Genomic DNA, 26,488 nt, shown 5'->3' with positions numbered 1-26,488 from the left:
TATGTTTACGCTAAAATCCGTTCGGGCTGAGCGTGTCGAAGCCCCTTCTTTCCTTTCAGCAAAAGGAGTGCCCTTCGACAGGCTAAGGGCGAATGGAAATAGGAGGTTGGGGGAAGAAGGCTTCACGCTGGTCGAGCTGATGGTGGTCATCGTCATCATTGGCCTGCTGGCGACGATCGTGGCGATCAACGTCATTCCCGCGACCGACACGGCGCGGGTCGAGAAGGCCAAGGCCGATATTTCCACGATCGAACAAGCGCTGGAGCAATATCGGCTGGATAATCTAACCTATCCTTCAGGCTCTGACGGGTTGCAGGCGCTGCTCAATCCTCCCGCATCCCTGGCCCAGCCGCAGCGCTACCGTCGTGGCGGCTATATCAAGAAGCTGCCTGATGATCCCTGGGGCCGCGCCTATATCTATACGGTCCCAGGACGCAAGGGCGCGTTCGACATCAGTTCGCTGGGTGCTGACGGCCAGCCGGGTGGCGAGAGTGAAAATGCGGATATTTATTCCAGCGAGATGTAACTCATCTGCCGTTCGCTTCGAGCGTGTCGAGAAGCGTTTAGCTTCGCTGAATTCGGCTCTGCCTCGTTTCTCGACTGCGCTCGAAACGAACGGATGGAATGAGCAGGGCTTCACGCCTTTTATGCGTTCCGCCCAACAGGGCTTTACGCCTTTGATGCGCTCCGCCCAACAGGGCTTCACGCTGGTCGAACTGATGGTCGTGCTGACGATCATCGGCTTCATTTCTGCCGCCGTGGTGCTTGCTATTCCTGATCCGCGCGGGCGCGTGATCGAGGATGCCGACCGCTTTGCCGCGCGCGTTGCCGCCGCGCGCGACGAAGCGGTCGTCACGGCTGCGCCCATGGGATTATGGGTCTCGGCGTCGGGCTATGGCTTTCAACGTCGCGAGGATGGGCGATGGGTGCCGCTGGAGGACAAGCCCTTCGTCACCGCCAACTGGAAAGGCGGCACGCGCGCGCTGGTGGGCAAGGACGGGCGGCAGCAGATCAGCTTTGATGGCACGGGCCTGCCGACCGATCCGCTGACGGTGACGCTCGCACGCGAAGGCGAGCGGGTGTCGGTGACGGTCGATATGGCCGGGAAGGTCATGGTCGGTGGGTAATCTGCCATCCCCTCCACCGTCATGCCGGGCTAGACCCGGCATCCAGGGCGACAGAGGGCCGCGCTTTGCGCCCTGGGCCCCGGATCAAGTCCGGGGTGACGGAAAATGTGAGGGCGGCTTTACGCTTTTAGAGATGCTCGTCGCGCTGGCGGTGTTCAGTCTGGCGGCGCTGGCTTTGGTGCGGTTGCAGGGGGTGACCCTGCGCACGACCGCTGATCTGGACAGCAAGGCGTTGGGCCAGATCGTCGCGCGCAACCTGATGGTGGAGGTGCAGAGCGATCCTTTGCCGCCATCGGTGGGCGAAGATGATGGCGAAGTGGCAAATGGAGGGCGGACCTGGCGTTGGCACCGGATTGTCAAGCCAACTGATGACCAGCGGCTGTTGCAGGTGGACCTGACGGTCGATGGACAGCCGGGCGCTTCGCCGGTGGTGTTGAGCTTTGTGCGGGTGGTGGAGTGATGCCCGGTCGCGTAAACTACCATCCGTTCGTTTCGAGCCTGTCGAGAAACGTCCGGCATAGCGCTGGGCGTTTCTCGACTTCGCTCGAAACGAACGGAGGAAGTCAGGGCAAGGTCCAAGCTAATGAACGCGGCTTCACCCTCATCGAATTGCTGGTCGCGCTGATGATCTTTGCAATGCTGGCGAGCGCGGGCGTCCTGCTGCTCGGCAATAGCGTGTCGGCGCAGGCGCAGATCAAGGCGCGGCTGGATGATATGGCCGCCGTCCAGCGGGCAGGCGGGGCGCTGGCGGGCGATCTGGGGCAGGCGGTGCCGCGCATTACCCGCACGGAGAGCGGCACGCTTGCGCCGGCTTTCTGGGCAAATGGGGAAGGCGAAGGCCAGCCGGTGATGCAGTTCGTGCGCGGCGGATGGGATAATCTGGGTGATCTGCCGCGGCCTTCTTTGCAAAAGATTGAATATTGGGTCCGGCAGGGACGGCTGGAACGTCGCGGCTATACGCAACTGGACGGTGCGGCCGGGGATGAACCCGCCGCGCTGCTGGACAATGTCGAGGCGGTAGCGCTGAAATTTCGCGATGCGCAGGGCAAATGGCGGGACGACTGGACGCCGACGCAGCCTGACGTGCTGCCGCGCGCAGTGGAGATGGTGCTTACCCGTACCGGCGAACCGCCCCTCACCTTGCGCTTTCTGGTTGCGCCCGGCCCGGTCGAGAAGCCGATTGTCGAAGGCACACCCGATGCCTGATCCCCACAAGCCCAGCGAACGCGGCGCGGCATTGCTGACTGTATTGCTGCTGGTCGCCGTCATGTCGGTCGTTGCCGCAACGGCGCTTGAACGGGTGGCGCTGGCCACGCGGATGACGGGTAATGGCGGAGCGATGGATCAGGCGCGGGCCTATGCCGACGCCGGGACGCAGATTGCCCGGATGCGCATCGGCGATCTGGTCGCGGCCAATCCGGCCAAGATCACGCTGGCGGGCGGATGGATGGGGACGCCGCAAAGTATTCCCGTTCCCGGCGGCATTGCGACCGCACGAGTCACCGATGGCGGCAATTGTTTCAATGTGAATAGCGTCGTCACGGGCGAGAGTGAGGCCAGTCTGAAGGTCCGCCCGATCGGCGTGGCACAATTTCAGGCCCTGCTACAGGCGCTTGGCGTCGAGACACGACAAGCGCAAGCGGCTGCGGCTGGCCTGGCCGACTGGATTGATAGCGACAGCGCGCCACAGCCGGGCGGTGCGGAGGACGAAACCTATGCGCAGGCGTCGCGCCCTTATCGCGCGGCGAACCGCCTGATGGTCGATGCGAGCGAATTGCGCGCGGTCAACGGTGTAACACCTGCCATCTATGACCTGGTTCGCCCATGGATATGCGCATTGCCGGTCACGGATTTGTCGCCAATCAACATCAATACGCTGCTGCCAACGCAGGCACCCTTGTTCGCCATGCTGTTGCCGGGCGAATTGTCGGTCGCGCAGGCACGGCAATTGCTGGCGCAGCGGCCGACGGACGGCTACGGCAGCACGGTGCAATTCTGGAAACTGCCCTCCCTCGCCGGTTTGTCGCCGGGACAAGGCGTGAGTGAACAGGTCAAATTGACGACGAGGTTTTTCGAAGTGGACGTGGCAGTGAATGTCGGGGGAACGCAGATGGTGGAGCGCGCGCTGATTGATGCGCGGGAAAGCCCGGCGACAATCGTGCGGCGCAACTGGGGCGCGGGCGTATGAGCATGAGCGATGCGCTCATCCTGTTTCTGCCAGAAGCGGCGGGAGCCGAGCCACGCTGGATGCGGGTCATCGACGCTGCGTTGGTGCAGTCGGGCACAGGCACAAACTGGCTCGCGGCATGTGGCATAACCGCCTTGCCCGATCAGACCCGGATCATGCTGGTGCCGCCTGCCGCTTTGGTGGCGCTGCATTGGATTGCCCATCCTGAGTTGCCGGTGCGTCAAGGTCGAGCGGCGGCGCGGATCGCCACGCTGGCCAGCGGCATTGCGCCGCCAGACCAGCTATTCGCTGCGTCGTGCGGCAATGACGATCCAGCCCGGCCGCATATTATCGCGCTCGCCAGCCGCGCCGATATGCAGCATTGGCTGCTCTGGGCGCAGCATCATGGGCTGGACCCGGATGTGATGGTGCCCGCCGCGCTGCTGCTGCCCGAACCGGACAGCGGATTTGTTCGCGGCGAGGTTAGCGATACGGTGATATTGCGCGGCATGGACATGGCGTTGACGGACGACATGGCCCTGCCTGCGATGATCGGTGATGCGCCGATTGTGGATATATCGCCCGGCCTGATCGAGGGGCGCGCCATCGCCGCGCTCGACAATCCGCCGCTCGATCTGCGCCAAGGCGATTTCGCAAAGCGGGTGCGGCGGTCGATTGATCGAAGGTTGGTCGGACGGATCGTCCTATGGAGTGGGCTGATCCTGCTTATGAGCCTGCTCATAGCAGTCATTGGCATTGTGAAAAATTATGCTGAGGCCAGCCGCCTGGATTCGGACAGTCTGGCGCAGGCGCAGCAAGTGCTGCCCGGTGCGAGTGATCCAGTGCAGGCATTGGCCGAGATGGAAGGGCAACTTGCGGCACGGGGGGCGGGCGGGCGCGCCTTTACCGCGCCTGTAGGGGCGTTGCTTAGCGCGATGCAGGATGCGCCGGGCGTTGCGCTGACCAGCCTGTCGCGTGACCCGGACGGCATGGTCCGTGCGACGCTGGCTTCGGCGAAGGCGGATGACATCAACATCGTGTTGCTCGCGCTTCAGGCCGCGGGTTTCACCATCACCGCCACGCCCTCACAGGATGCCGGCGGGCGGACGCTGGCGGATATTACGGTGCGGTCATGATAGAACGGATGAAAAGCCTTTGGGCCGAACGCTCGCCGCGCGAACAGGTGATGCTGGGCGTGATGTTCGCTTTGCTGGCGGCCGTGGTCCTGTGGTTCGGGGTGGCGGTGCCGCTCGACAGGGCGCAGACCACAGCGCGCGATGAATTGCGCGCCGCGACTGATCGCAATGCGGCGGTGCGCGCTGCGGTCAAGCAATTGAAGGCGCTGCCGCGCACGGCGCAGGGGGCGGAGCCTATCGCGCCGATTGATCAGCTCGTTGGCCAAAGCGCGGGCGAGGCGGGATTGACGCTGGAACGGGCACAGGCGCAAGGCGGCGACCGGATGGATATCGCGATCGCCTCGGTTCGCCCGGTGGCCTTGTTCAGTTGGCTTGCCACGCTGGAAGCGCAAGGTGTGCGCGTCGATACGATGAGCGCGCGGCCCGCACCCACGGCGGGCAGCGTGTCGGTGCAGGCCGTGCTTGCGCGAGGGAACGGGCAATGATGGGGCTGACCCTGTCGCGTCGGATGCGGATCATCCTGCTCGTCACGCTGGCGCTGGGTTTGCTTATTTTCCTGCCGATGCGGGTTGCGCTTGGCCTTGCCGGGCTGGAGCGACTTGGTGTCGCTGCACGGGAAGTGCGGGGCACGGTGTGGAGCGGACGGATTGACCAACTGATGCTGGGCGAGATGCCGATGGGCAGCGTGCGCGCGGGTCTTTCGCCCATTGCCCTGCTGACCGGCCGGGCGCGGTTCGACATAGAGCGGCGTAACGGCCTGGCCGACGACATTGGCGGCGCTTTGACGGTCGGCGTCGGCCGGATCGGCATCGACGATGTGACGGGTGCGGTGCCGTTCGGCCGCACCTTTGCGCCGCTGCCGGTGGGCAGCCTGATGCTGGAGGATGTCAGCGCCTATTTCACCGGGGATCGGTGCGGCCATGCCGAGGGGCGGGTGCGGGCACGGATGGCAGGGCAATTTCCGGGCCTCAACCTGACGCAGGGGCTTTCAGGCGTCGTAAGCTGCGATGGAGACGCCATGCTTCTGCCGCTGGTCAGTCAGTCTGGCATGGAGAAGCTGACGCTGCGCATCTGGCGGTCGGGTCGTTACACGGCGGAAATGCGGGTCGAGACGGTCGATCCGACGCTGGCCGGGACATTGGGACAGGTGGGCTTTACAACCGTCGGCAATGCGCAGTTGCTCAAGGTCGAAGGCACGCTGTGATCGAGCCGGTTGCGGCGCTGATCGGCGGGCTGGCGGGTGCGATCGTCGGGAGTTTTCTTGCCACGCTCATTCTGCGTTGGCCGCAGGGACGCAGCGTGATGCGCGGGCGATCCGCCTGCGACGGGTGCGGGAGAACCCTTGGCGCACGGGATCTAATACCGTTGTTCAGCGCGATGTTTCAGCGCGGGCGATGCCGCAGTTGTGGCGCAGCGATCGACCCGTTGCATGGCCGGGTCGAGGCGAGGTGCGCCGTGATTGGCGCGCTCTCGCTGGGCTTTATGCCCGATTGGGGGGGCATTGGCTGGGCTATATTCGGCTGGTTGCTGTTGACGCTCGCGGTGCTGGACTGGCGGCATTTCTGGCTACCCGATGCGCTGACGTTGCCGCTCGCTTTTCTGGGCTTTACCATCGGCCTGTGGGCGACGGACGTCACCCTGGTCGATCGCGCCATTGGCGCGGGGGCGGGCTATGGCGCGCTATTGGCCATTGCGCTGGGCTATCGTGCGGTGCGGGGGAGGGACGGGCTGGGCCTGGGGGATGCCAAGCTGTTGGGTGCGCTCGGTGCATGGCTGGGCTGGCAGGCCTTGCCCTTCATCTTGCTGATCGCGTCGGTGACGGGCCTGTTGGTGATGTTGGTGATGGGCCGGGCCAAGGCGGCCGGTGCGCGCGTCCCGTTGGGGATGTTCCTGGCGCTGGCGGCTTTGCCCGCCTGGATCATCGTGCAGCGCGTCATGTAAGGTAAGTGGTCGGGGAGACAGGATTCGAACCTGCGACATCCTGCTCCCAAAGCAGGCGCGCTACCAGACTGCGCTACTCCCCGACACCGATGCGCCTTAGCGGCCCAATGTGCGTGCCGTCAATCGACTTACAAACAAAAAGGGCGGGCCTGACGGCCCGCCCTTCGGAAATCTCGCTGACGCGAAGATTACATCGCGTTCGCGGCGTTGTTTGCCATCATCGCAGCGTTGTCGGCAGCGTTGGCGGCATTCATGGCATTGTCCGAGGCGTTCATCGCGTCGTCAACGACGTTTTCCACCACGGCGTTCGAAGCGTTCGCGGTTTCGTTGGCCGGGGTCTCACCGCAAGCGGCGAGAGCCATCAGGCTGGCCGAAGCGAAAACTACAGCGATCTTCTTCATTGTGTACGGCTCCCATAGCATTTTGCCGCGTCAGCCACTTTATAATGTGACCCTACGCGAGCGACCCGCATTAACGTGTGCGCTGCACAAATCAATGCTTTTCTGCGTCGGTGAAGCGACAGAATCACGCGACGGGGTGTTGTCTACAATAAAAGTTCAGTAAACGCCCATGGATTCTGATGCATTGGCGATAAGGTTCAGTGTGACGGCCCATGCCGCGACATTTTGGCGCAATTGCGCAGGGTCAATCTTGTCGAGCGTATCGTCGGGCGTGTGGTGCAGGTCGAAATAGCGCGTGCCATCCTGTTTCAGGTCGATCACCGGCACGCCCGCCCGCACCAGCGGCGCAATATCCGCGCCGCCGCCGGCCTCTTGCTTGCTGGCACCAATGCCCAGAGGAGCCAGCGCCGTCGCTACGCTTGCAGCCAGCGCCTCATGCCCTTGCGGCAGCTTGAAATCGACGCGCCATACGCGATCTGCCCCGAAGTCGGACTCGATCGCCAGCGCATGTTTTTCTGCACCGTGCGCTTTGAAATAAGCGCGCGCACCGTCACCGCCGACTTCCTCTGCGCCCGCCATCAGCACGCGGATGGTGCGACGGGGCTGTCCTGCTTTTGCGACATGCAGGGCGGATGCCGCCGCAATGGCGCAGCCGCTGGCGTCATCGATAGCGCCGGTGCCCTGATCCCAGCTGTCGAGATGGCAGGCCGCGACGACGACGCCTGCCGCCGGATCGCTGCCGGGAATTTCGGCGATGACATTGCCCGATGGCTGATCCTTGAGCATCTTCGATGTCAGGGTAAGGTGCAGCTTCACGGGCTGTCCGCGCGCAATGACGCGGGCGAGCTGTTCGGCATCGGGTACGGAGAGCGCTGCGGCCGGGATCGGCGTGACGCCATCGGCCCACATCTGAACGCCGGTATGGGGCATGCGGTGATGGTCGGTGCCGATCGAGCGGATGAGGATGCCGATCGCGCCCTTCTTTGCCGCGATGCTCGGCCCCTGCCGACGCGCTGCGCCGAAATAGCCGTAGGAGGAGCCGTCCTGCGTTGCTTCCATGCCATGGCTGACGAAGGCGATCTTGCCCTTCAGGCTCGCATCGGGGGCCGCTTCCAGATCGGCGAGGGTCGGGAAATAGACGACTTCGCCGGTAATCCCCTTGTCCGTGGTCGAACCGCTATTGCCAAGCGCCGCCAGCACCAGATTTTGCGGGAAGGGCGAGAGGATCTTTGCTTCGTCATGCCCGCGCACCCACACCGGCATGGTATAGGGTTCGGCCCGCACATTGCTGAACCCCAGCGCCTTGAGCTTGGCAACCGCCCAGTCACGCGCGCGCGCCTCCTGCGGCGTGCCAGCCGGGCGTGGCCCGACTTCGGTGGTCAGGCCTTCGGTAAAGTCCCAGGCGATGTCGTCCTTGAGCGCCGCTTCGCGAATCGCGGTGCTGTCTGCCGGGGCAGCGAGGGAGAGGGTGGGGGTGAAAGCGCTGCCAAGGAGGAGGGCGGCCAGCGTGCCCGATCGGATTTTCTGCATGGATGAGAGCGTAGCGAGCCATCACCCATTTGCCAATGCGTCCCGCCTCCGCTAACTCCGCGCCAAATCCTTTCTCTGTCTTTATTCGGAGCTGCAGAACCCATGTCCGCCTCCTCGCAATATGCCTATGTCATGAAGAGCATGACCAAGACCTTCCCCGGCGCGCCCAAGCCGGTGTTGAGCAACATCAACCTGCAATTTTACCGCGGGTCCAAGATCGGCATCGTCGGGCCGAACGGCGCGGGTAAATCGACCCTGATCAAGATCATGGCGGGAATCGACACCGATTTTTCGGGTGAAGCCTGGCCGGGCGAGAATATCACGGTCGGCTATCTGGCGCAGGAGCCGCAGCTCGACCCCAACAAGAATGTGCTGGAAAACGTCAAGGACGGCGCCCGCGAGATTGCGGACAAGATGGACCGGTTCAACGAGATCAGCAACATCATGGCCGATCCGCCAGAAGACGTCGATTTCGACGCGCTGATGGAAGAAATGGGCACGTTGCAGGAGCAGATCGACGCGGTCGATGGCTGGACGCTCGACAATCAGCTCGAAATCGCGATGGAAGCGCTGCGCTGTCCGCCATCCGACCTGTCGGTCGAAAATCTGTCGGGCGGTGAAAAGCGGCGGATCGCGCTCACCCGGCTGCTGATCCAGAAGCCCGACATCCTGCTGCTGGACGAACCGACCAACCATCTGGATGCCGAAAGCGTCACCTGGCTGGAAAATCACCTGAAGGAATATGCGGGCGCGGTGCTGATGATCACCCATGACCGCTACTTCCTCGACAATGTCGTGGGCTGGATCCTCGAACTCGATCGCGGCAAATATTTCCCCTATGAAGGTAATTACTCCACCTATCTGGAGAAGAAGGCCAAGCGTTTGGAGCAGGAGGACCGGGAGGCCACCGGCCGCCAGAAGGCGATCAACGACGAGCTGGAATGGATCCGGGCCGGGACCAAGGGGCGTCAGACCAAGTCCAAGGCGCGTATCAAGAAGTTCGAGGAACTGGTCGCAGGGCAGAACAACCGCTCGCCTGGCAAAGCGCAGATCGTCATCCAGGTGCCAGAGCGGCTGGGCGGCAAGGTGATCGAGTTCAAGGGCATCAGCAAGGCCTATGGCGACAAGCTGCTGTTCGAGGATCTGTCCTTCCTGCTGCCGCCAGGTGGCATCGTCGGCGTGATCGGTCCGAACGGCGCGGGTAAATCCACGCTGTTCAAGATCATCACAGGCCAGGAGACGCCCGATAGCGGCGAGGTTGATATCGGCACGACGGTTCGGCTGGGCTATGTCGATCAGAGCCGCGATCATCTCGACCCCAGCAAGAATGTCTGGGAGGAAATTTCCGACGGTCTCGATTATGTGAAGGTCAATGGCCATGACATGTCGACGCGCGCCTATGTGGGGGCCTTCAACTTCAAGGGGCAGGACCAGCAGAAGAATGTCGGCAAGCTGTCGGGTGGTGAGCGCAACCGCGTCCACATCGCCAAGATGCTGAAAAAGGGCGGCAACGTGCTGCTGCTCGACGAACCGACCAACGATCTCGATGTGGAAACGCTGGGTGCGCTGGAAGAGGCGATCGAGAATTTCGCGGGTTGCGCCGTGGTCATCAGCCATGACCGCTTCTTCCTCGATCGGCTTGCCACCCACATATTGGCGTTCGAAGGCGACAGCCATGTCGAATGGTTCGAAGGCAATTTCGAAGCCTATGAAGAGGATAAGCGCCGCCGTCTGGGCGATGCGGCCGACCGGCCCACGCGCCTCGCCTATAAGAAGCTGACCCGATAATCGCGCATCACGGATTTTTGACGATGACCAACTCCACCCCTCCGTTCTGCGCCGACCATGTCGGATCGTTGCTGCGGCCTGCTGCCGTTACCGCTGCCCGAAAGGCGTTTTTCGAAGAGGGCAGCATATCCCGCGCGGAATTGACCGCCATCGAAGATGCCGGGATCGTTGAAGCGGTAAAGATGCAGGAATCCGTGGGCCTCAAGGTCGTGACCGACGGCGAAATTCGCCGGTCCTTCTGGCATTATGATTTCATGGGCGGGCTGACCGGCTTCGATCTGGAACAGCGTGACCCGGAAGAGGGCGCGCAATTTCATGGCGTCAAATTGCGGCCGACCTTTCCGGTCATCACGGGCAAGCTGGACTTCCCCGCGGACCATCCGATGCTCGACCATTTCCGGTTTCTAGCGAAAACGACCAGCGTGACGCCGAAAATTTCGATCCCTGGCCCAAGCTGCTGCCATTTTCGGACCGCAAAGGAGGATATTCGCGTCCCCGAATATGCCGATCTCGGTGCGCTATTTGCGGACTTGTCCGCGACATATGCCAAGGCGGTTCAGGCTTTTTACGACGCGGGTTGCCGCTATCTGCAGATGGACGATATCTTCTTTGCTTATCTCTGCGATCCCAAGCATCGGGCGCAGAAGGTGGCCGAAGGCATTGATCCTGACTGGCTGATCACGGCCTATGCCCGCATGATGCAGGACGCGATCAAGGATCGCCCCGCCGACATGTTGATCGGGATGCACATGTGCCGCGGCAATTTCCGCTCCACCTGGGCAGCCGAAGGGGCTTATGATCTGGCGGCCGATGCTATCTTCAATCAGACCGGCGTCGATCTGTTCTTCATGGAATATGATAGCGAGCGCGCCGGTGGTCTGGAGCCGCTGCGGTTCCTGGCCAAGGGCAAGCAGCGCGTCTATCCCGGCTTCATCACGACCAAGGTGCCCGATCTGGAGCCGATTGATGGCTTGAAGCGCCAGATCGAGGAAGCGGCGAAATATGCCGACATCGATCAGCTCGGTATCGCGCCACAGTGCGGCTTTGCCTCCACCGAAGAGGGCAATGCGATCACGCCAGACGAACAGCGGGCGAAGCTCGAACTCGTCGTGCAGACGGCACAAGCCATCTGGGGCGAAGCCTAATTTTATTGCGGTTGCAACATTTGCAACCGCAAACCATCGCTTTGCACTTGTTATGATACCGCTATCAATGCAGGAAGAGGGTGCCTTTCAGGCATCCTCTCCTAAAACTTTACGGGCCGGTCTTTGCGAAGACCGGCCTTTTTTTTGGGATTGTGAGTAGCGTAGCGGCTTTCCGTCGGACGGATCAATTGACCCGCTTGATCCAGACCTGCCCGCCTTCGCGCGTTTCGGAGATGAAATTGGGGATGTCCTGCACCAGATCGGACAGGCGTTTATAGCCATAATTGCGCACGTCGAAGCTGGAGCGGTTGCCGGCCAATTGGCCGACCGATCCCAGCCGCACGAAGCCCCGCTCGTCGCGGGTGACCGATCCATAGGCGTCGATCAGCAATTTGATGACTTCCTCGTCCACGGCTTTCTTCGCCACCGGGGCGGGTGGCGCGGCTTTGGCTGTGTCGGCCTTTGCAGGCGCGCTTTTCTCGACGGCTGGCGGCGATTTGCTGGCGGGCGATGGCGATTTCTTGGCGACCGGCTTGGCCAACGGCACTTCGGCCGCTGCCAACGCAGCGACGTCGATGAAGCGGGTGCAGGCGCGACGGAAGCCTTCGGGCGTCTGAACGGAGCCGAAGCCATAGACCGGGATGCCCTGCTGCCGGATGCGGGTGACGAGCGGGGTGAAGTCGCTGTCGCTCGACATGAGGCCAAAGCCATCGACGCGGCCCGACGCCATCAGGTCCATGGCGTCGATCGTCATCTTCATGTCGGTGGCGTTCTTGCCTTTGGTCAGATCGAACTGCTGCTGCGGCTCGATCGCCTGTGCGACGGAGAGCGCAGCCCAGGTCTTGAGCGTGGTCTTGCTCCAATTGCCATAGGCGCGGCGGATATTGACCGTGCCGAGTTCGGCCAGGACGGTCATCACCGGATCGAAATGCGCAGCGGACGCATTGTCGGCATCTATCAGCAGGGCGATATTGCCGCTGCCATCGCGTGTCGATGCCATGCTATCAGTCCTTTCAGGCGGGCGCGAAAATGCCGCTTTGCTCGTCCATGACGTGCAACTGGCCATCGGAAATGGCGAAGAAGGCACCGACGAGTTTCAATTCGCCCTTGCGCTCCTTGGAGCGGACGCAGGGGAAGGTGCGCAGGTTGGCGAGGCTGACCTTGACCGCTTCCAATTCCATGGCACGTTCGGCATCCTGGCTACTATCTTCGCCGTGCGTGGCGATTACCGTTTCGCGGGCACCGTCGAGCAGTTCGATCCAATTATGGATGAAACCGCCTTCGCCGGGCTCGGCATCTTTCAGATCATGGCTGAGCGCGACCTTGCAGCCGCCGCATTTGCCATGGCCCATGACGACGATCTCGCCGACTTTGAGCACCTGCACCGCAAATTCGAGCGCTGCCGATACGCCATGATGGCCGGGCGTGGTTTCGAACGGGGGCACAAGGGCGGCGACGTTGCGGACGACGAAGATTTCGCCGGGGCTGCTGTCGAAAATCTGGGTCGGGTCGACGCGGCTGTCGGAACAGGCGATGACCATGACGCGGGGGCTTTGCCCTTCGTTCAATTCATCCCATCGGCCGCGCTGTTGCGCCCATCCGGTTTCACGGAAGCGGCGATAGCCTGCGAGCATGTCGGTAAAGTCGGTCATGCGACGGGGTGTGCCCGACAATATCAGCACTGGCAAGACCGGCCCTGCATCGCTATCTGGGGCCAATGAACGACATTGCCCCCATCCCCGTGCCCGGCCAGCCGGAGCGTATGCGCAAGCCTGACTGGATCCGCGTCAAGGCGCCGACCAGCCCCGCCTATCACGAGACGCGCAAGCTGATGCGGGACAAGGGGCTGGCGACGGTATGTGAGGAAGCGGCCTGTCCCAATATCGGCGAATGCTGGTCGAAGAAACATGCGACCGTCATGATCCTGGGCGATGTCTGCACCCGCGCCTGCGCCTTTTGCAACGTCAAGACGGGCATGCCGCGCAAGGTCGATGTTAACGAGCCGCAGAATCTGGCCGATGCGTCGGCGGAAATGGGGCTGGAACATATCGTCATTACCTCGGTCGATCGCGATGACCTGCCCGATGGCGGCGCGTCGCAATTCGTCAAGGTGATCGAGGCGCTGCGCCGGACGACGCCCAACACGACGATCGAGATACTGACCCCCGACTTCCGCAACAAGCATGAGCGGGCGGTCGAGATGATCGTCGCGGCGCGGCCGGACGTTTATAACCATAATCTGGAGACAGTGCCGCGCCTCTACCCGACGATCCGGCCCGGTGCGCGCTATTATGCGTCGCTGCGATTGCTGGAGTCGGTCAAGCGGCTCGATCCGTCAATCTTCACCAAGTCGGGCATCATGCTGGGCCTGGGCGAAGAGCGGCTGGAAGTGCATCAGGTGATGGACGATATGCGGTCGGCCGATATCGATTTCCTGACGATGGGCCAATATCTGCAGCCCACGCCCAAACATACCAAGGTGATGGAGTTCGTCACCCCGGCGGCGTTCAACAGCTATGCGGCGATCGCGCGGGCCAAGGGCTTCCTGCAGGTTGCATCTAGTCCGCTGACCCGGTCGAGCTATCATGCCGGTGAGGATTTCGCGCAGATGCGGGCGGCGCGCGAAGCGAAGCTGGCCAAAGCGGCCGTGAAGGCCTGAACCCTCGATGCCCAAGCATAGCGAAACCCGCCATCTGCCCTACACGCCGACCCAGATGTTCGACCTGGTGTCCAATGTCGCGGCCTATCCTGAATTTCTGCCCTGGGTCAGTGCGATCCGTGTGCGATCGGACAGCGAAGCGGACATGGTTGCCGACATGATCGTGGGCTTCAAGGGGATCAAGGAAAGCTTCACGTCGCGCGTTCACAAGCATCGCCCGGACCATGTCCGGGTCGATTATATGGACGGGCCGCTCAAGCATCTGCACAACGAATGGCGCTTTCGCGATGACGGGCAGGGCGGGGTATTGGTGGATTTCGAGGTCGAGTTCGAGTTCAAGAACCGCTTGTTCGAAATGCTGGCGGGCCAGGTGTTCGACCGGGCGTTGCGCAAGATGATCGGTGCATTCGAAACGCGCGCCGCCGCGCTTTATGGTGCCGAGGGTTCGGGCAGCAGCAGTTCGAGCGCGCATAGCGCCGCCTGAAGCCGGACGCCGCCGCGGCCGGTATCACCGAAATGCCGCATGTCGGCGACGACCTTGTCCGCCGACGCGCCGCGTTCGGCGCGGGCAAAGACGACCGTGCCGACGGGTTTCTGTTCTGTCCCGCCGCCTGGTCCTGCGATCCCGGTGATGGCGACGGCGACATGGGCGTGGCTTTGTTTGAGCGCGCCTTGGGCCATGGCCCAGGCGGTGGCGATCGAGACGGCGCCGAAGGTTTCCAGCACATCCTGAGACACTTTGAGAAGTTCGACCTTCATGTCATTGGAATAGGTGATGAAACCTGCTTCGAACACGTCGGATGATCCGGCGATCTCGGTGAGCGCCGCCGACACGAGGCCGCCGGTGCAGCTTTCTGCCACGGCGACGGTGCGACCTGCGCGCCGGTTGGCGATGATGACGCGCTCGGCGAGGTCGACGAGTTCGGCGGGAAGGATGTTGTCGGGCATGGTGTCAGGATAGCGCGGGAAGGGAGAGGGTGGCAACCGCCTGCGCCGCAATACCTTCGCGCCGCCCGGCAAAGCCCAGCCGCTCGGTGGTGGTCGCCTTGACGCTTACCCGGTCGATCGGCACCGCGAGGATGGTGGCGATGCGGGTTCGCATGGCGTCGCGATGCGGGCCGATCTTGGGCGCTTCGCAGATGATGGTGAGATCGACATGATCGATCCGCCCGCCGCGCGCCGTCACCCGATCGCCCGCATAGGCGAGGAAGCGATCGGACGAGGCACCGCGCCATTGCGCGTCGGAGGGCGGAAAATGGCTGCCGATATCGCCTTCCGCCAGCGCGCCGAGCAGGGCATCGACGATGGCGTGGAGCGCGACATCGGCGTCGCTATGGCCGGCGAGGCCACGATCATGCGGGACCAGCACGCCGCCCAGCCATAATAATTCGTCCGCCGCCAGACGGTGGACGTCATAGCCCATGCCGACGCGCGCCGTCATGGTGGGCGCAAGCCGCGCTTCGGCGCGGGCAAAATCCTGGGGATAGGTCAATTTTTCCAGTCCTTCATCGCCATCCACCAGGATGACGTCATAGCCCGTTGCGCGTAAAATCTGAGCGTCGTCCGTGGCTTCGCGGGCGATGTCCCAACTCCGGTGCGCCGCGATGATCGTGTCGAAGCGGAAGGCCTGGGGGGTCTGCACCCGGAACAGTGCGTCGCGGGGCACGCCGTCGGCCATGCACCCATCCATGCCGCGCACGAGCGTATCGGCGACCGGCAACACCGGGATCGCTCCCTGCGCATCGTCCAGCACGCCGAGCAAACGGTCGATCACTGCGGCGGGCAGGAACGGCCGAGCCGCGTCATGGATCAACACCCGTGCTGCGCCGTCCGTCGCTGCGATCGACTCCAACCCGGCGCGCACGGAGCCGCGGCGGCTGTCAGCGCCTTCGATGAAGGAGGCCACGCGATCGCCCAGCAGCTTGCGGGCCGTGTTTTCCTGCCCTGCGCCCAGCACGATATGGATCGCATCAATCCCGCCATGCGCCGCGAGCGCGTCGTAGGCATGGGCCAGCACGGCCTTGCCCGCCACCAGACGAAATTGCTTGGGCGTGTCGCCACCGGCCCGGTTGCCCTGGCCCGCCGCGACGATCAGGGCGACGGTCTTGCTGTTGTCTATCATGGGGCCAGCGCATAGCCGAGTGCCGGGAGGGCCGCCAGACCCCATCCCTTGCCGACCCTTCCCATTTCGGCTATGGCCTGCCTGTTTTTTAGGCAGTAGCATCAGAGTTTATGTCCAGGCTTTCCCCCATCTCCATCGGTCCGGTCACCATCGCCACGCCGGTCGTTCTTGCGCCGATGACGGGCGTGACCGACATGCCGTTCCGCACACTGGTCCGCCGCTATGGCTGCGGCCTTAATGTGACCGAGATGATCGCGACCGCCGCGATGATCCGTGAGACGCGCCAGTCGCTGCAAAAGGCGGCCTGGCACCCGCTGGAAGAACCGGTGTCGATGCAATTGGCCGGCTGTTCGCCGACCGAAATGGCGGAGGCCGCCAAGCTGAACGCGGATCGCGGCGCGGCGATCATCGACATCAATATGGGTTGTCCGGTCAAGAAGGTCGTCAATGGCGATGCAGGCAGCGCGTTGATGCGCGACCTGCCGCTAGCCGCTGCGCTGATCAAGGCGACGGTCGAGGCGGTGGACGTGCCGGTGACGGTGAAGATGCGGATGGGCTGGGACCATAGCAGCCTCAACGCGCCCGAACTGGCGCATATTGCCGAGGATCTGGGCGCGAAGCTGATCACCGTCCATGGCCGGACCCGGTGCCAGATGTATAAGGGCAGCGCCGATTGGGGCTTCATTCGCTCGGTCAAGGAGGCGGTGAAGCTGCCCGTGATCGCCAATGGCGACATCTGCTCGATCGAGGATGCCGACATGGCGTTGGAGCAGAGCGGCGCGGATGGCGTGATGATCGGGCGCGGTGCCTATGGTCGCCCCTGGCTGATCGGGCAGGTGATGGCCTGGCTGGAACGGGGCGAGCGTATCCCCGATCCCACGCTGGAAGAACAATATCATGCGATCATAGGCCATTATAAGGCGATGCTCGATCATTATGATAATCATACCGGCGTCAATATGGCGCGCAAGCATATCGGTTGGTACACCAAGGGACTGACCGGATCGGCTGAGTTCCGCCATGCGGTGAACCAGGAACCCGACGCGGCGAAGGTGCTCGACATGCTTGCCGGTTTCTACGAGCCGCTGATCGCCAGCGGCGCGGATGCCACCGCCATGCGTCAGGCAGCATGACCGTTGCCATGACGGTCGTCCCGCCGCTTCGCATGCAGCAGGACGGACCATCGCTCAGCGACCAGATGACGGCGTTGCCGGTCGCGACCCTGTTGGTGCGGCCGGACAACAGCATTGCCGAAGCCAATGTCAGTGCCGAGACGTTACTCAACATGGCGCGGTCGGCGATCATCGGCAGCGATGTCGCGCGGACCATCCGTATTGCGGAGGCGGGCGCGCGCTTCGATATCTGGCACAGCAACAAGCCGATCGCCGCCTATGACATCAAGGTTCATGCCGGGCGCACCGCCGAGATGGAGGTCGATCTTATGATCTCCCCCATCATCGACCATGAAGGCTGGCGGGTCGTGTCGCTCCATGCGCAGAGCCAGGCACGCAAGATCGGCCATCGTGGCACGTCGGGCGGCGCGCGGTCGGCCATGGGCGCGGCGGCAATCCTGGCGCATGAGATCAAGAACCCGCTATCGGGGATACGCGGCGCGGCCCAGTTGCTGGAATCGGGGCAGGACGGCCGGGACAGCAGTTTGACCCAGTTGATCTGCAACGAGGTCGACCGCATCGCCGCGCTGATCGACCGGATGCAGGATTTCACGACCGACCGGACGCTGGAATGTCGCCCCGGCAATATCTATCCGTTGATCGACCGGGCGGCGGGGATTGCATCGGCGGGATTTGCAAAAAATGTAAAGATCATAAAACATTATGATCCATCCTTGCCATTTGCTAACATCAATGAAGATGCGTTGGTGCAGGTGATGATCAACCTGCTCAAAAATTCGGCCGAGGCGCTGGAGCAGGTCGAAAATCCCTCCATTCGCGTCGAGACGGCCTTTCGCCATGGCGTGTCCGTGGTGATGGGTGGAGGCAAGGGGAGTGCGGTCCTGCCGATCGAGATCGTCGTGGTGGACAATGGACCGGGCGTTCCCGAACATATTTTGGACCATCTGTTCAACCCCTTCATCACCGGCAAGCGGGATGGGCAGGGGCTGGGGCTGGCGCTGGTCGACAAGCTGGTCCGCGACATGAGCGGCTTCGTCCAATATTCGCGCGATGCGCAGGCGGGCGAATCGACGTTCCGCATCCTCCTGCCGATGGGCATGGGCTGATGGCGGCGACGGGGTCCGTTCTGGTCGTCGATGACGATCCCGCCATCTGTGTGGTGGTGGGCGAAGCGCTGCGACGGCAGGGGCATAAGGTCAAGACCGCTGCGTCGATCCGCGAGCGGGCGACGCTGATGGAGAGTTTCCGGCCCGACATCCTGATCACGGACGTCATGCTCCCCGATGGTGATGGGCTGGAGGGGGTGGCGGACATTATTGCCGGTCGGCCGGACCTGAATGTCATCATCCTGTCGGCGCAGAACACGCTCAACACGGCGATCCGCGCGACCGAAAAGGGCGCGTTCGAATATCTGCCCAAGCCGTTTGACTTGAACGAACTCACCCGTGCCGTCGCCGATGCGCTGGGCACGCGGGAGAGCGCGACAGAAGAAGAGGGCGATGGTGGCCTGCCGCATGACGGTCTGCCCCTGGTCGGCCGGTCGCCCGCGATGCAGGAAGTCTATCGGACCATCGCGCGGGTGCTTTCCAACGACCTGTCGATCCTGGTGCTGGGCGAGTCGGGCACGGGCAAGGAGTTGGTGGCTGAGGCGATCCACAGCCTGGGCCAGCGACGCACGCGGCCGTTCATCGCGATCAACATGGCGGCGATTCCGCGTGAGCTGATCGAGGCGGAATTGTTCGGTTATGAGAAGGGCGCTTTTACCGGCGCCCATGCGCGCACTGCCGGCAAGTTCGAACAGGCACAGGGCGGCACGCTGTTCCTCGACGAGATTGGCGACATGCCGATGGAGGCGCAGACCCGGCTGCTGCGCGTCCTGCAATCGGGTGAGGTGACGACGGTGGGCGGGTCCAAGCCAGTGCGGGTCAATGTCCGCATCATCGCCGCGACCAACAAGGATCTGCCGCCGCTGATCGAGGAAAATCGTTTTCGGCAGGATCTCTATTACCGGCTGAACGTCGTGCCGATCGCCTTGCCCGCACTGCGTGAACGCAGCGATGATGTGATCCTGCTCGCGCGTCATTTTCTGGAGCGGGCGGCGCAGGAGGGCTTGCCGCGCAAGACGCTGGCGGATGACGCGGCCCAATTGCTGATGGCCTATCACTGGCCGGGCAATGTGCGTGAATTGCAGAATATGATGCAGCGCCTGTCGGTGCTGAGCCGCGAAAATGTCATCACCGCCGACATATTGCGCAACATGCTGCCGATGGACGCCGTGCCCGCCGACTATGCCGCTTCTGGCGACCATCTGGCCCATGCCGTGCGCGATTGGGCCAAGCGGCAGTTAGGTGTCGGGCTGGGGCAGGGCAATCGCAGCCTGCACGATGATCTGCTGGCGGTGATCGAGCCGATTCTGCTGGAGGAAGTGCTGTCCAATGTCGACGGCAATCAGATTCGCGCGGCTGGGCTGCTCGGCATCAACCGCAATACGTTGCGCAAGAAATTGACTGAATATGGCCTGGACCCGCTCCAGCTTCGCCTTGCCGACTAACCTGTATCTCCGCATTTTTCGGGACGAACCGACGGGTCATATCGACCAGCGACGGTTTTTGGACCAAATACTGTGTTTGATCGGGCACGGCCTTGTTGTAACAAAGCCACTATGAGCGGCGCACCCACAGTTTCCCGGCGGGCATTGATATGGCGCCGACGATTGCCGCCTTTTCTGCGCAATGGGCGGCTGGCTGCGCTGGTCGAGATTGTCACGCTGGCGCTGTTTCTAGGCGTGGCGGGGCTGACCTATCAATTGCTGTCGGGCGGCAGCGCGTCGTCCGGCGACCTGCTTACCCCGCCTATCGTCGCCTTGCTGCTGGTTGCCAATCTGGTGCCGGCCATTGCCTTGCTGATGCTGCTGGGGCGGCGCGTGGCCAAGCGGCGCGCGGCGCAATCTGCGATCGGCAGCGACGGGCAGTTGCATGTCCGCCTGGTCGCCATCTTCTCGATCGCGGCCAGCGTGCCGATGCTGCTGGTGGTGATCTTCGCATCGCTGCTGTTTCAATATGGCGTGCAATTCTGGGCGTCGGACAGCGCGCGCGGGATGCTGCAAAATGCGAGCGACCTGGCGCGCGGCTATTATGAGCAGAATTTGCGCGAGGTCAGCGATGAAACCGTCACCATGGCGGACGATCTGCGCGACTATCTGACCCAGTCCGATGTCTCCAGCCCGCGCTTTGCCGAAGGGTTCATCTTTCAGGTGGTAACGCGCAAACTCAACCGCGCGTCCATCATCGAGGTGGGCAAGGATGGCGTCGCGCGGACGGCCGCGACGGTCGAACCGGACAATCGCCCGGCATCCGAGATATTGACGCCCGAAGTCACCAAGCGGTTGGCGGCGGGTGAAAATGTCGTGGTGCAGGCCAAGCAGAACCAGATTGAGGCGGTGACGCTGCTCTATCCTGGCTCTAAAATCTATCTCTACGTGACGCGCAACGCGGGCAGTTCGTCCTTTTCCAATGCCGAACGGGCGAAGATGGTGATTGCCGACTATGACCTGTTTGCCGCGCAGTCGCGTGCGTTGCAGTTGCGGTTCAACGTTGCGCTGTTCGTGGGATCGCTGCTGCTGGTTGGCATTGCGGTCTATATTGCGCTGGCTGTGGCGGACTGGATGGTGCGGCCAGTGAATGAACTGGTGACGGCGGCCCGGCGTATCACCGCGGGCGATCTGTCAGCGCGCGTCACCAACCTGCAAAGCCGCGACGAGATCGGCACGCTGGCCGCCGCCTTCAACCGTATGACGCAGCGGCTGGAGGCGCAGACCGGCGCGCTGGTTGGGGCCAACAGCCAACTCGACGAACGCCGCGCCTTTATCGAGGCCATCCTGTCAGGCGTGAGCGCAGGTGTCCTGTCTGTAGACCGGGGCGGCGACATTCAGTTGCTCAATCGTTCGGCGGCGGCGATCCTGGTAGAGGAGGGCGATGATCCGGTCGGGCGCACGCTGGCTGACGTATCGCCTGAACTGGCGGACTTTATTGCGTCCGGCGACGGTGCCGGGATCGTGCAGGTGCGCGCGCATGGCGACCTGCGGACGTTGGCGGTCAAGCGATCGGAAGATGCGTCGCGCCATATTCTGACCTTCGATGATATCACCCAGCAATTGTCCGATCAGCGCCGGGCCGCCTGGTCCGATGTCGCGCGCCGGATCGCGCATGAGATCAAGAACCCGCTGACGCCGATCCAACTGGCGGCCGAGCGGCTCCAGCGCCGCTATGCTGAGGAAATCACCAGCGACCGGCCGACCTTCACCCGGCTGACCAGCACGATCGTCCGGCAGGTTGGCGATTTGCGCCGCATCGTGGACGAATTTTCTTCCTTCGCGCGGATGCCCAAGCCCGTGTTCCGGCGCGAGGCGGTGGCCGACATTGCGCGCCACTCCCTGTTCCTGCACGAAGTCGCGCATCCGGCGATCCGCTTCGAATTTCATACAGATCAACCCGATCTGGAACTGGTCTGCGACCGGCGGCAGTTGGCGCAGGCACTGACAAATATCGTCAAGAATGCGGTGGAAGCCATTGAACCCAAGCCGATTCCTGACGATGGCAGTCCGCGCGGTCATGTCCGCATGACGCTGGCGGGCGAGGGCGACGGGCTGATCATCACGGTCAGCGATGACGGTATTGGGCTGCCGCCTGAACGGGACCGCATATTGGAACCCTATATGACGACGCGGACCAAGGGGACGGGTCTGGGCCTGGCCATCGTCAAGAAGATTGTGGAGGAGCATCTGGGGGAAATCCGCTTTGACGATGCGCAGGGTGGCGGTGCGCGCGTGACATTGCGGTTTGCCGCAGGTGCGTTGGAACGACTGGAAGAGGGGCAGGTAATCGCCATGCCCCAGGGTAATTTGACGGGAAAAGTGACGGCCAATGGCGCTTGATATTCTGATAGTCGACGATGAAGAGGATATTCGCGATCTGGTCGCGGGTGTTCTGGAGGATGAGGGCTTTACCGCCCGCACCGCCGGCAATGCCGACGCCGCGATCGAGGCGCTGGACGCCCGCCGCCCTTCGCTCGTCCTGCTCGACGTCTGGTTGCAGGGGTCGCGGATGGACGGCCTAGAACTGCTGGACGAGATCAAGCGGCGCGATCCGACCATCCCGGTGCTGATGATTTCAGGTCATGGCAATATCGACACGGCGGTCGCCGCGATCCGTAAAGGCGCGGCAGACTTCATCGAAAAGCCGTTCGAGGCCGACCGGCTGCTGCACCTTGTATCGCGTGCGACCGAGACCGAGCGGTTGCGGCGCGAGAATCAGGTGCTGCGCGCGCGGTTCGGGCAGGATGACGAGCTGACCGGCAGTTCCGCGTCGATCAACGGCGTGCGCGCCACGATCAAGAAGGTGGCGGGCACTGGCAGCCGCGTGCTGATTTCGGGGCCAGCGGGCGTCGGCAAGGAAATTGCCGCACGGATGCTGCATAGCTGGAGCGGGCGAGCCGACTCGCCCTTCATCATCGTTGCGGCCGCGCGCATGGACCCCGACCGGGTCGAGGAGGAATTGTTCGGGCTGGAGGACCAGAGCGGCCTCGTCCGCCCCGGCTTCCTGGAGCAGGCGCATGGCGGCACGCTCTATATCGATGAAGTCGCCGACATGCCGATCACCACGCAGGGCAAGATCTTGCGCGTGCTGACCGACCAGAGTTTCACGCGCGTTGGCGGCCAGCGCCATGTGAAGGTTGATGTGCGGGTTATTTCGTCCACGGCGCGCGACCTGGCGGGCGAGATCGAGGAACGGCGGTTTCGCGAAGATCTTTTCTATCGACTCAACGTCGTGCCGCTCGCCATTCCGCCATTGTCCGAACGGCGTGATGACATTCCGCCGCTGGTCGAACATTATCTCGCCCGCTTCGCCGCAGAGCGGCGCGTGCCGCCGCCGGAAATGGCGAGCGATGCGATGGCCGCGCTGCAGGCCAATGAATGGCCGGGCAATGTCCGCCAGTTGCGCAACGTCATCGAACGCACGATGATCCTGGCACCGGGCGACCGGATCGGCCGGATCGAACTCGACATGCTGCCGCCTGAATTGACCAGCGGTGGTGGCGGGGAGGGGATGGGCCAGTCCGCGATCATGGGCGCGCCGCTGCGGGAGGCACGCGAGAGCTTCGAGCGGGAATATCTGCGCATCCAGATCCGCCGTTTTTCGGGCAATATCTCGCGCACCGCGACCTTCATCGGCATGGAACGCTCGGCATTGCACCGGAAATTGAAGCTGTTGGGGATCACCGACGACAAGGAATAGGCGCGCGCCATTCCCCATGGACGACTGTTCGCAATTGCGATACGATCGTTGCGCCTCCGACAAGCGGGGGCAAGCAAGACACCCTGCTTAAGGGCGCACGAGCGGGTAACGTCCCGCCAAGAATAAAGGACTGGCGACGACCATGGCCGACAAAATGAACAATTTGCAGGATATTTTCCTCAACAGCCTGCGCAAGAGCAAGACCCCGGTGACCATGTTCCTGGTCAAGGGCGTCAAGCTGCAAGGCATCATCACCTGGTTCGACAATTTTTCCGTGCTGCTGCGCCGCGATGGCCAGTCGCAGCTTGTCTACAAGCATGCCATTTCGACCGTCATGCCAGCGCAGCCGATGGACCTTTCCGACCTGCGCAAGGCGAGCGAAGGCAATGGCAAGGCCAAGCTGCTCCAGGAAATCTTCCTGTCGGCCGTCCGTAAATCGGGCAGCCCGGTGACGATGTTCCTGGTCAACGGCGTCATGCTGCAGGGTGAAATCGCTGCGTTCGACCTGTTCTGCATGTTGCTGGAACGCGATGGCATGGTGCAACTCGTCTACAAGCACGCCATTTCGACGGTCCAGCCGCTCCATGCGCTCGACCTGACCGGCGAGAATGAACAGGACGATTGACCTACCCTGCGCGGAACGCACGCGCCGTCCGCATTTCATTGAATAATAATCTATGCGCTCCCGCGCAGGCCGTTGCCCCATTCCTTCGCTGGACCGGGCATATGTCTGTTCGGGAGCGTCCTGTGTTTTGAGGCGTTAAACTTCCATGGCCATATTCAATCGCGATTCCGAAGATGAAGTGGCGCGCGGCGCGCGCGCTGTCGTCGTTCATGCCGAAACCCATGGCGGCGATCGGCGCGATAGCGACGCCCGGCTGGAGGAAGCGCGCGGCTTGGCCTTGGCGATCGGCATTGATGTGCGCGCGGCGCAGGCGTTCCGGGTGCGGGATCGCAAGCCCGCCACGCTGTTCGGTAGTGGCCAGGTCGATCAGATCGCCACACTAGCCCGGCAGGAAGAGGCCGACCTCATCATCGTCGATAATAGCCTGTCGCCGGTCCAGCAGAGCAATTTGGAAAAGGCGTGCGAGGCCAAGGTGATCGACCGAACCGGGCTGATCCTGGAAATCTTTGGCGAACGGGCGGCGACCAATGAAGGGCGGCTGCAGGTCGAACTGGCGCATCTTGATTATCAGGCCGGGCGGCTGGTGCGCAGTTGGACCCATTTGGAGCGGCAGCGCGGCGGCTTCGGCTTTCTGGGTGGTCCGGGCGAAACCCAGATCGAAGCGGATCGCCGCATGATCCGTGATCGCATGGCGAAGATCCGCAAGGAACTGGATCAGGTGACGCGCACGCGCGGGCTGCATCGCGCCCGGCGGCAGCGCGCGCCCTGGCCGGTGATCGCGCTGGTGGGCTATACCAATGCGGGGAAATCGACGCTGTTCAACCGGATGACCGGGGCTGACGTCATGGCGCAGGATTTGCTGTTCGCCACGCTCGACCCGACGATGCGCCAGATTGCTTTGCCGGGGTTAGACAAAGCTATCCTGTCGGACACGGTCGGCTTTGTGTCCGATCTGCCGACCCAGTTGATCGCGGCCTTTCGCGCCACACTGGAAGAAGTGCTGTCGGCTGACTTGATCGTCCATGTTCGCGACATCGCCCATCCCGATAGCGATGCGCAGCGCGATGATGTGCTGGATGTGCTTGGCGAACTGGGCGTTGCAGGCGAAGCCGCGCTGGAACGGGCTGAGGGCGAACCGCCAGCGCCGCTGATCATCGAGGCGTGGAACAAGCTGGATTTGCTGGATGCCGACGCCGCAGTGTTGGCGCGCGAAACGGCGGCGCGGCGCGATGATGTGGCGATCCTGTCGGCGCTGACCGGGGAGGGGATGGAGCAGCTTCAACGCATGATCAGCGATCATATGACCACGGGCGCGAAGGTCTATGGCCTGCGCATTCCCGTGTCTGACGGCGCGGCGATGGCCTGGCTCCACGAACATGGCGAAGTGCTGTCTACGGATGTGGAAGAGGAGGAGAGTCGCGTCGAGGTGCGGCTATCCGATGCGGCCTTTGCGCGGTTTGGGAAGCGCGGCGAGGCGTAGTCGCTTAGGGCGTTTTCTCCTGCCGCTTGGCTTGCTGCCATAGGTCTTCCTTCGCTTCCAGCGAGAGGGCGGCGAAGTCGGCTCCAGCCTGCTGCTCCATCGCGCGGAAGCGGCGATCGAACTTGGCATTGCCAGCGCGCAGGGCGGCTTCCGGGTCGACCTTCAGATGACGTGCGAGGTTGACGACGGCGAACAACAGGTCGCCGATTTCCTCGGTACGGTCGGCCTGCGTGGTCGCGGCGCGAACCTCGTCCAGTTCCTCGACGATCTTGTCGATAACGCCGACCGTATCGGGCCAGTCGAAGCCAGTTCGCGCCGCGCGTTTCTGCAGCTTTTCGGCGCGAAGCAGTGCGGGCAGGGCGTTCGCCACACCGGCAAGCGCGCTGGGGTCCGATTCCTTTTCGGCTCGTTCGGCGGCCTTGATCGCCTCCCATTGGGCATGGCCGTCTTCGCGCCGTGCGTTTTGCCCGAAGACATGCGGATGCCGCCGGGTCATCTTTTGGGTGATCCCGTCGATCACATCCTGCAGCGTGAAGTGACCGGCCTGTTCGGCCATGCGGCTGTGAAATGCCACCTGCAGCAGCAGGTCGCCCAGTTCATCGCAGAGTGCTGCCATGTCGTTGCGCTCGATGGCGTCGGCGACTTCATAGGCTTCCTCGATCGTATAAGGCGCGATCGAGGCGAAATCCTGCGCGATGTCCCATGGGCAGCCCGTGTCGGGATCGCGTAGCCGCGCCATGACGGTGGCAAGCGGCATGATGTCGGCGGGACTGGCTTTGGACATGGGCGGTTCCGGCTGTTGGAGAGGCTGATCCAGCCGATAGGATGTGTGCCGGACTATGGCCAGCTGTGGTTTCGATTTGAAGCGCGACATCCATGGGATGCGTAGCATTTCATCGAGGGTGGGGCGAGCCCCACCCTCGATGGCAAAATCTATCGGG

At 62.9% G+C, this 26,488-nt stretch carries 26 protein-coding genes, 1 tRNA gene and 1 pseudogene; 20 read left to right on the top strand and 8 right to left on the bottom strand.

All coding sequences use genetic code 11. From position 1 onward, the window contains the following. The first annotated feature begins 1 nt into the window (after position 1). The 9 genes and pseudogenes from gspG to J2W40_RS03250 all read left to right on the top strand — a co-directional run bounded on the left by gspG (position 2) and on the right by J2W40_RS03250 (position 6,371). Positions 2 to 526: a type II secretion system major pseudopilin GspG gene (gene gspG / locus J2W40_RS03290; protein WP_310221983.1), complete on the top strand. Its 525-nt coding sequence runs from the start codon at positions 2 to 4 to the stop codon at positions 524 to 526. 193 nt (positions 527 to 719) lie between these two features. Further along, positions 720 to 1,127, top strand: coding sequence for a GspH/FimT family pseudopilin (locus tag J2W40_RS03285; RefSeq protein WP_409050336.1), 408 nt, complete (start codon positions 720 to 722; stop codon positions 1,125 to 1,127). A gap of 109 nt (positions 1,128 to 1,236) precedes the next feature. Continuing rightward, positions 1,237 to 1,587 (top strand): annotated as a pseudogene (gene gspI / locus J2W40_RS03280) (type II secretion system minor pseudopilin GspI); the annotation flags it as partial. Beyond that, complete coding sequence (gene gspJ / locus J2W40_RS03275; protein WP_310221981.1) at positions 1,587 to 2,333, top strand: type II secretion system minor pseudopilin GspJ; 747 nt, start codon at positions 1,587 to 1,589, stop codon at positions 2,331 to 2,333. The pseudogene gspI and the gene gspJ, both read left to right, overlap by 1 nt. Then, on the top strand, positions 2,326 to 3,315 hold the full coding sequence (gspK, locus tag J2W40_RS03270; RefSeq protein WP_310221980.1) for a type II secretion system minor pseudopilin GspK: 990 nt from the start codon (positions 2,326 to 2,328) through the stop codon (positions 3,313 to 3,315). Before gspJ ends, gspK begins: the two co-directional genes overlap by 8 nt. Further along, positions 3,312 to 4,430 carry a type II secretion system protein GspL gene (gene gspL / locus J2W40_RS03265; protein ID WP_310221979.1) on the top strand — a complete coding sequence of 373 codons (1,119 nt, stop codon included), beginning with the start codon at positions 3,312 to 3,314 and terminating at the stop codon, positions 4,428 to 4,430. The genes gspK and gspL overlap by 4 nt, the downstream gene beginning before the upstream one ends. Then, a complete protein-coding gene (gene gspM / locus J2W40_RS03260; protein ID WP_310221978.1) occupies positions 4,427 to 4,915 on the top strand; it encodes a type II secretion system protein GspM in 489 nt (162 codons plus the stop codon). Before gspL ends, gspM begins: the two co-directional genes overlap by 4 nt. After that, positions 4,912 to 5,634 carry a type II secretion system protein N gene (gene gspN, locus J2W40_RS03255; protein ID WP_310221977.1) on the top strand — a complete coding sequence of 241 codons (723 nt, stop codon included), beginning with the start codon at positions 4,912 to 4,914 and terminating at the stop codon, positions 5,632 to 5,634. Before gspM ends, gspN begins: the two co-directional genes overlap by 4 nt. Continuing rightward, the gene (locus J2W40_RS03250; RefSeq protein ID WP_310221976.1) at positions 5,631 to 6,371 is read left to right on the top strand and encodes a prepilin peptidase; all 741 of its coding nucleotides are present in this window, start codon (positions 5,631 to 5,633) and stop codon (positions 6,369 to 6,371) included. Before gspN ends, J2W40_RS03250 begins: the two co-directional genes overlap by 4 nt. A gap of 6 nt (positions 6,372 to 6,377) precedes the next feature. On the opposite strand, the gene J2W40_RS03245 is transcribed toward J2W40_RS03250, so the two are convergent. The 3 genes from J2W40_RS03245 to J2W40_RS03235 all read right to left on the bottom strand — a co-directional run bounded on the left by J2W40_RS03245 (position 6,378) and on the right by J2W40_RS03235 (position 8,302). After that, positions 6,378 to 6,454, bottom strand: a tRNA-Pro gene (locus tag J2W40_RS03245). Between the two features lie 105 nt (positions 6,455 to 6,559). After that, a complete protein-coding gene (locus tag J2W40_RS03240; protein WP_310221975.1) occupies positions 6,560 to 6,772 on the bottom strand; it encodes a hypothetical protein in 213 nt (70 codons plus the stop codon). Between the two features lie 156 nt (positions 6,773 to 6,928). Continuing rightward, positions 6,929 to 8,302: a M20/M25/M40 family metallo-hydrolase gene (locus tag J2W40_RS03235; protein ID WP_310221974.1), complete on the bottom strand. Its 1,374-nt coding sequence runs from the start codon at positions 8,300 to 8,302 to the stop codon at positions 6,929 to 6,931. A 102-nt stretch (positions 8,303 to 8,404) separates the two neighbouring features. On the opposite strand from J2W40_RS03235, the gene ettA reads away from it, so the two are divergent. Both ettA and J2W40_RS03225 read left to right on the top strand, forming a co-directional pair. After that, a complete protein-coding gene (ettA, locus tag J2W40_RS03230) occupies positions 8,405 to 10,090 on the top strand; it encodes an energy-dependent translational throttle protein EttA (RefSeq protein WP_037472204.1) in 1,686 nt (561 codons plus the stop codon). A gap of 23 nt (positions 10,091 to 10,113) precedes the next feature. After that, the gene (locus J2W40_RS03225) at positions 10,114 to 11,235 is read left to right on the top strand and encodes a 5-methyltetrahydropteroyltriglutamate--homocysteine S-methyltransferase (protein WP_310221973.1); all 1,122 of its coding nucleotides are present in this window, start codon (positions 10,114 to 10,116) and stop codon (positions 11,233 to 11,235) included. Between the two features lie 184 nt (positions 11,236 to 11,419). Here J2W40_RS03225 and J2W40_RS03220 read toward each other — a convergent pair whose 3' ends face one another. Together J2W40_RS03220 and J2W40_RS03215 are read right to left on the bottom strand one after the other, a co-directional pair. After that, positions 11,420 to 12,235 (bottom strand): NYN domain-containing protein, encoded by an 816-nt coding sequence (locus J2W40_RS03220; protein WP_310221972.1) that lies wholly within the window; start codon positions 12,233 to 12,235, stop codon positions 11,420 to 11,422. A gap of 13 nt (positions 12,236 to 12,248) precedes the next feature. Continuing rightward, the gene (locus tag J2W40_RS03215; RefSeq protein WP_310222216.1) at positions 12,249 to 12,887 is read right to left on the bottom strand and encodes a carbonic anhydrase; all 639 of its coding nucleotides are present in this window, start codon (positions 12,885 to 12,887) and stop codon (positions 12,249 to 12,251) included. A gap of 65 nt (positions 12,888 to 12,952) precedes the next feature. On the opposite strand from J2W40_RS03215, the gene lipA reads away from it, so the two are divergent. Together lipA and J2W40_RS03205 are read left to right on the top strand one after the other, a co-directional pair. Beyond that, positions 12,953 to 13,894 carry a lipoyl synthase gene (gene lipA, locus J2W40_RS03210; protein WP_037472212.1) on the top strand — a complete coding sequence of 314 codons (942 nt, stop codon included), beginning with the start codon at positions 12,953 to 12,955 and terminating at the stop codon, positions 13,892 to 13,894. A 7-nt stretch (positions 13,895 to 13,901) separates the two neighbouring features. Continuing rightward, the gene (locus tag J2W40_RS03205) at positions 13,902 to 14,378 is read left to right on the top strand and encodes a type II toxin-antitoxin system RatA family toxin (protein WP_037472214.1); all 477 of its coding nucleotides are present in this window, start codon (positions 13,902 to 13,904) and stop codon (positions 14,376 to 14,378) included. Here the strand turns inward: J2W40_RS03205 and J2W40_RS03200 are convergent. Both J2W40_RS03200 and J2W40_RS03195 read right to left on the bottom strand, forming a co-directional pair. Beyond that, positions 14,324 to 14,842 (bottom strand): CinA family protein, encoded by a 519-nt coding sequence (locus J2W40_RS03200; RefSeq protein WP_069066707.1) that lies wholly within the window; start codon positions 14,840 to 14,842, stop codon positions 14,324 to 14,326. The genes J2W40_RS03205 and J2W40_RS03200 overlap by 55 nt on opposite strands. A gap of 4 nt (positions 14,843 to 14,846) precedes the next feature. Then, positions 14,847 to 16,016, bottom strand: coding sequence for a bifunctional 2-C-methyl-D-erythritol 4-phosphate cytidylyltransferase/2-C-methyl-D-erythritol 2,4-cyclodiphosphate synthase (locus J2W40_RS03195; protein ID WP_310221971.1), 1,170 nt, complete (start codon positions 16,014 to 16,016; stop codon positions 14,847 to 14,849). A gap of 110 nt (positions 16,017 to 16,126) precedes the next feature. On the opposite strand from J2W40_RS03195, the gene dusB reads away from it, so the two are divergent. The 7 genes from dusB (at position 16,127) to hflX (ending at position 25,547) form a co-directional block, all read left to right on the top strand. Continuing rightward, positions 16,127 to 17,149 (top strand): tRNA dihydrouridine synthase DusB, encoded by a 1,023-nt coding sequence (gene dusB / locus J2W40_RS03190; protein ID WP_069066705.1) that lies wholly within the window; start codon positions 16,127 to 16,129, stop codon positions 17,147 to 17,149. Continuing rightward, complete coding sequence (locus tag J2W40_RS03185) at positions 17,146 to 18,255, top strand: two-component system sensor histidine kinase NtrB (RefSeq protein ID WP_310221970.1); 1,110 nt, start codon at positions 17,146 to 17,148, stop codon at positions 18,253 to 18,255. The genes dusB and J2W40_RS03185 overlap by 4 nt, the downstream gene beginning before the upstream one ends. Beyond that, a complete protein-coding gene (gene ntrC, locus J2W40_RS03180; RefSeq protein ID WP_310221969.1) occupies positions 18,255 to 19,700 on the top strand; it encodes a nitrogen regulation protein NR(I) in 1,446 nt (481 codons plus the stop codon). Before J2W40_RS03185 ends, ntrC begins: the two co-directional genes overlap by 1 nt. A 111-nt stretch (positions 19,701 to 19,811) precedes the next feature. After that, positions 19,812 to 22,082 carry a sensor histidine kinase gene (locus J2W40_RS03175; protein WP_310221968.1) on the top strand — a complete coding sequence of 757 codons (2,271 nt, stop codon included), beginning with the start codon at positions 19,812 to 19,814 and terminating at the stop codon, positions 22,080 to 22,082. Then, positions 22,072 to 23,442: a nitrogen assimilation response regulator NtrX gene (ntrX, locus tag J2W40_RS03170; protein WP_037474542.1), complete on the top strand. Its 1,371-nt coding sequence runs from the start codon at positions 22,072 to 22,074 to the stop codon at positions 23,440 to 23,442. Before J2W40_RS03175 ends, ntrX begins: the two co-directional genes overlap by 11 nt. A gap of 130 nt (positions 23,443 to 23,572) precedes the next feature. After that, positions 23,573 to 24,067, top strand: coding sequence for an RNA chaperone Hfq (gene hfq, locus J2W40_RS03165; RefSeq protein WP_310222215.1), 495 nt, complete (start codon positions 23,573 to 23,575; stop codon positions 24,065 to 24,067). Between the two features lie 145 nt (positions 24,068 to 24,212). Beyond that, positions 24,213 to 25,547 (top strand): GTPase HflX, encoded by a 1,335-nt coding sequence (hflX, locus tag J2W40_RS03160; protein WP_310221967.1) that lies wholly within the window; start codon positions 24,213 to 24,215, stop codon positions 25,545 to 25,547. 4 nt (positions 25,548 to 25,551) lie between these two features. Here hflX and mazG read toward each other — a convergent pair whose 3' ends face one another. Continuing rightward, positions 25,552 to 26,331 (bottom strand): nucleoside triphosphate pyrophosphohydrolase, encoded by a 780-nt coding sequence (gene mazG / locus J2W40_RS03155; protein WP_310221966.1) that lies wholly within the window; start codon positions 26,329 to 26,331, stop codon positions 25,552 to 25,554. Between the last annotated feature and the right edge of the window lie 157 nt (positions 26,332 to 26,488).

This window comes from Sphingobium xenophagum (genome assembly GCF_031457465.1).
In the GTDB taxonomy this organism is placed as follows: domain Bacteria; phylum Pseudomonadota; class Alphaproteobacteria; order Sphingomonadales; family Sphingomonadaceae; genus Sphingobium; species Sphingobium xenophagum_A.
This window is presented reverse-complemented; position numbering and strand designations above follow the sequence as displayed.

Coding starts and splice junctions, on each gene's coding strand:
- gspJ (WP_310221981.1), top strand. CDS start 1,587: ATGCCCGGTCGCGTAAACTACCATCCGTTCGTTTCGAGCCTGTCGAGA.
- ntrC (WP_310221969.1), top strand. CDS start 18,255: ATGGCGGCGACGGGGTCCGTTCTGGTCGTCGATGACGATCCCGCCATC.
- J2W40_RS03195 (WP_310221971.1), bottom strand. CDS start 16,016: ATGATAGACAACAGCAAGACCGTCGCCCTGATCGTCGCGGCGGGCCAG.
- J2W40_RS03235 (WP_310221974.1), bottom strand. CDS start 8,302: ATGCAGAAAATCCGATCGGGCACGCTGGCCGCCCTCCTCCTTGGCAGC.
- J2W40_RS03225 (WP_310221973.1), top strand. CDS start 10,114: ATGACCAACTCCACCCCTCCGTTCTGCGCCGACCATGTCGGATCGTTG.
- J2W40_RS03205 (WP_037472214.1), top strand. CDS start 13,902: ATGCCCAAGCATAGCGAAACCCGCCATCTGCCCTACACGCCGACCCAG.
- J2W40_RS03240 (WP_310221975.1), bottom strand. CDS start 6,772: ATGAAGAAGATCGCTGTAGTTTTCGCTTCGGCCAGCCTGATGGCTCTC.
- gspN (WP_310221977.1), top strand. CDS start 4,912: ATGATGGGGCTGACCCTGTCGCGTCGGATGCGGATCATCCTGCTCGTC.
- lipA (WP_037472212.1), top strand. CDS start 12,953: ATGAACGACATTGCCCCCATCCCCGTGCCCGGCCAGCCGGAGCGTATG.
- J2W40_RS03200 (WP_069066707.1), bottom strand. CDS start 14,842: ATGCCCGACAACATCCTTCCCGCCGAACTCGTCGACCTCGCCGAGCGC.
- J2W40_RS03215 (WP_310222216.1), bottom strand. CDS start 12,887: ATGACCGACTTTACCGACATGCTCGCAGGCTATCGCCGCTTCCGTGAA.
- hflX (WP_310221967.1), top strand. CDS start 24,213: ATGGCCATATTCAATCGCGATTCCGAAGATGAAGTGGCGCGCGGCGCG.
- gspL (WP_310221979.1), top strand. CDS start 3,312: ATGAGCATGAGCGATGCGCTCATCCTGTTTCTGCCAGAAGCGGCGGGA.
- mazG (WP_310221966.1), bottom strand. CDS start 26,331: ATGTCCAAAGCCAGTCCCGCCGACATCATGCCGCTTGCCACCGTCATG.
- ettA (WP_037472204.1), top strand. CDS start 8,405: ATGTCCGCCTCCTCGCAATATGCCTATGTCATGAAGAGCATGACCAAG.
- J2W40_RS03175 (WP_310221968.1), top strand. CDS start 19,812: ATGAGCGGCGCACCCACAGTTTCCCGGCGGGCATTGATATGGCGCCGA.
- gspM (WP_310221978.1), top strand. CDS start 4,427: ATGATAGAACGGATGAAAAGCCTTTGGGCCGAACGCTCGCCGCGCGAA.
- ntrX (WP_037474542.1), top strand. CDS start 22,072: ATGGCGCTTGATATTCTGATAGTCGACGATGAAGAGGATATTCGCGAT.
- J2W40_RS03285 (WP_409050336.1), top strand. CDS start 720: ATGGTCGTGCTGACGATCATCGGCTTCATTTCTGCCGCCGTGGTGCTT.
- dusB (WP_069066705.1), top strand. CDS start 16,127: ATGTCCAGGCTTTCCCCCATCTCCATCGGTCCGGTCACCATCGCCACG.
- gspG (WP_310221983.1), top strand. CDS start 2: ATGTTTACGCTAAAATCCGTTCGGGCTGAGCGTGTCGAAGCCCCTTCT.
- J2W40_RS03185 (WP_310221970.1), top strand. CDS start 17,146: ATGACCGTTGCCATGACGGTCGTCCCGCCGCTTCGCATGCAGCAGGAC.
- gspK (WP_310221980.1), top strand. CDS start 2,326: ATGCCTGATCCCCACAAGCCCAGCGAACGCGGCGCGGCATTGCTGACT.
- J2W40_RS03220 (WP_310221972.1), bottom strand. CDS start 12,235: ATGGCATCGACACGCGATGGCAGCGGCAATATCGCCCTGCTGATAGAT.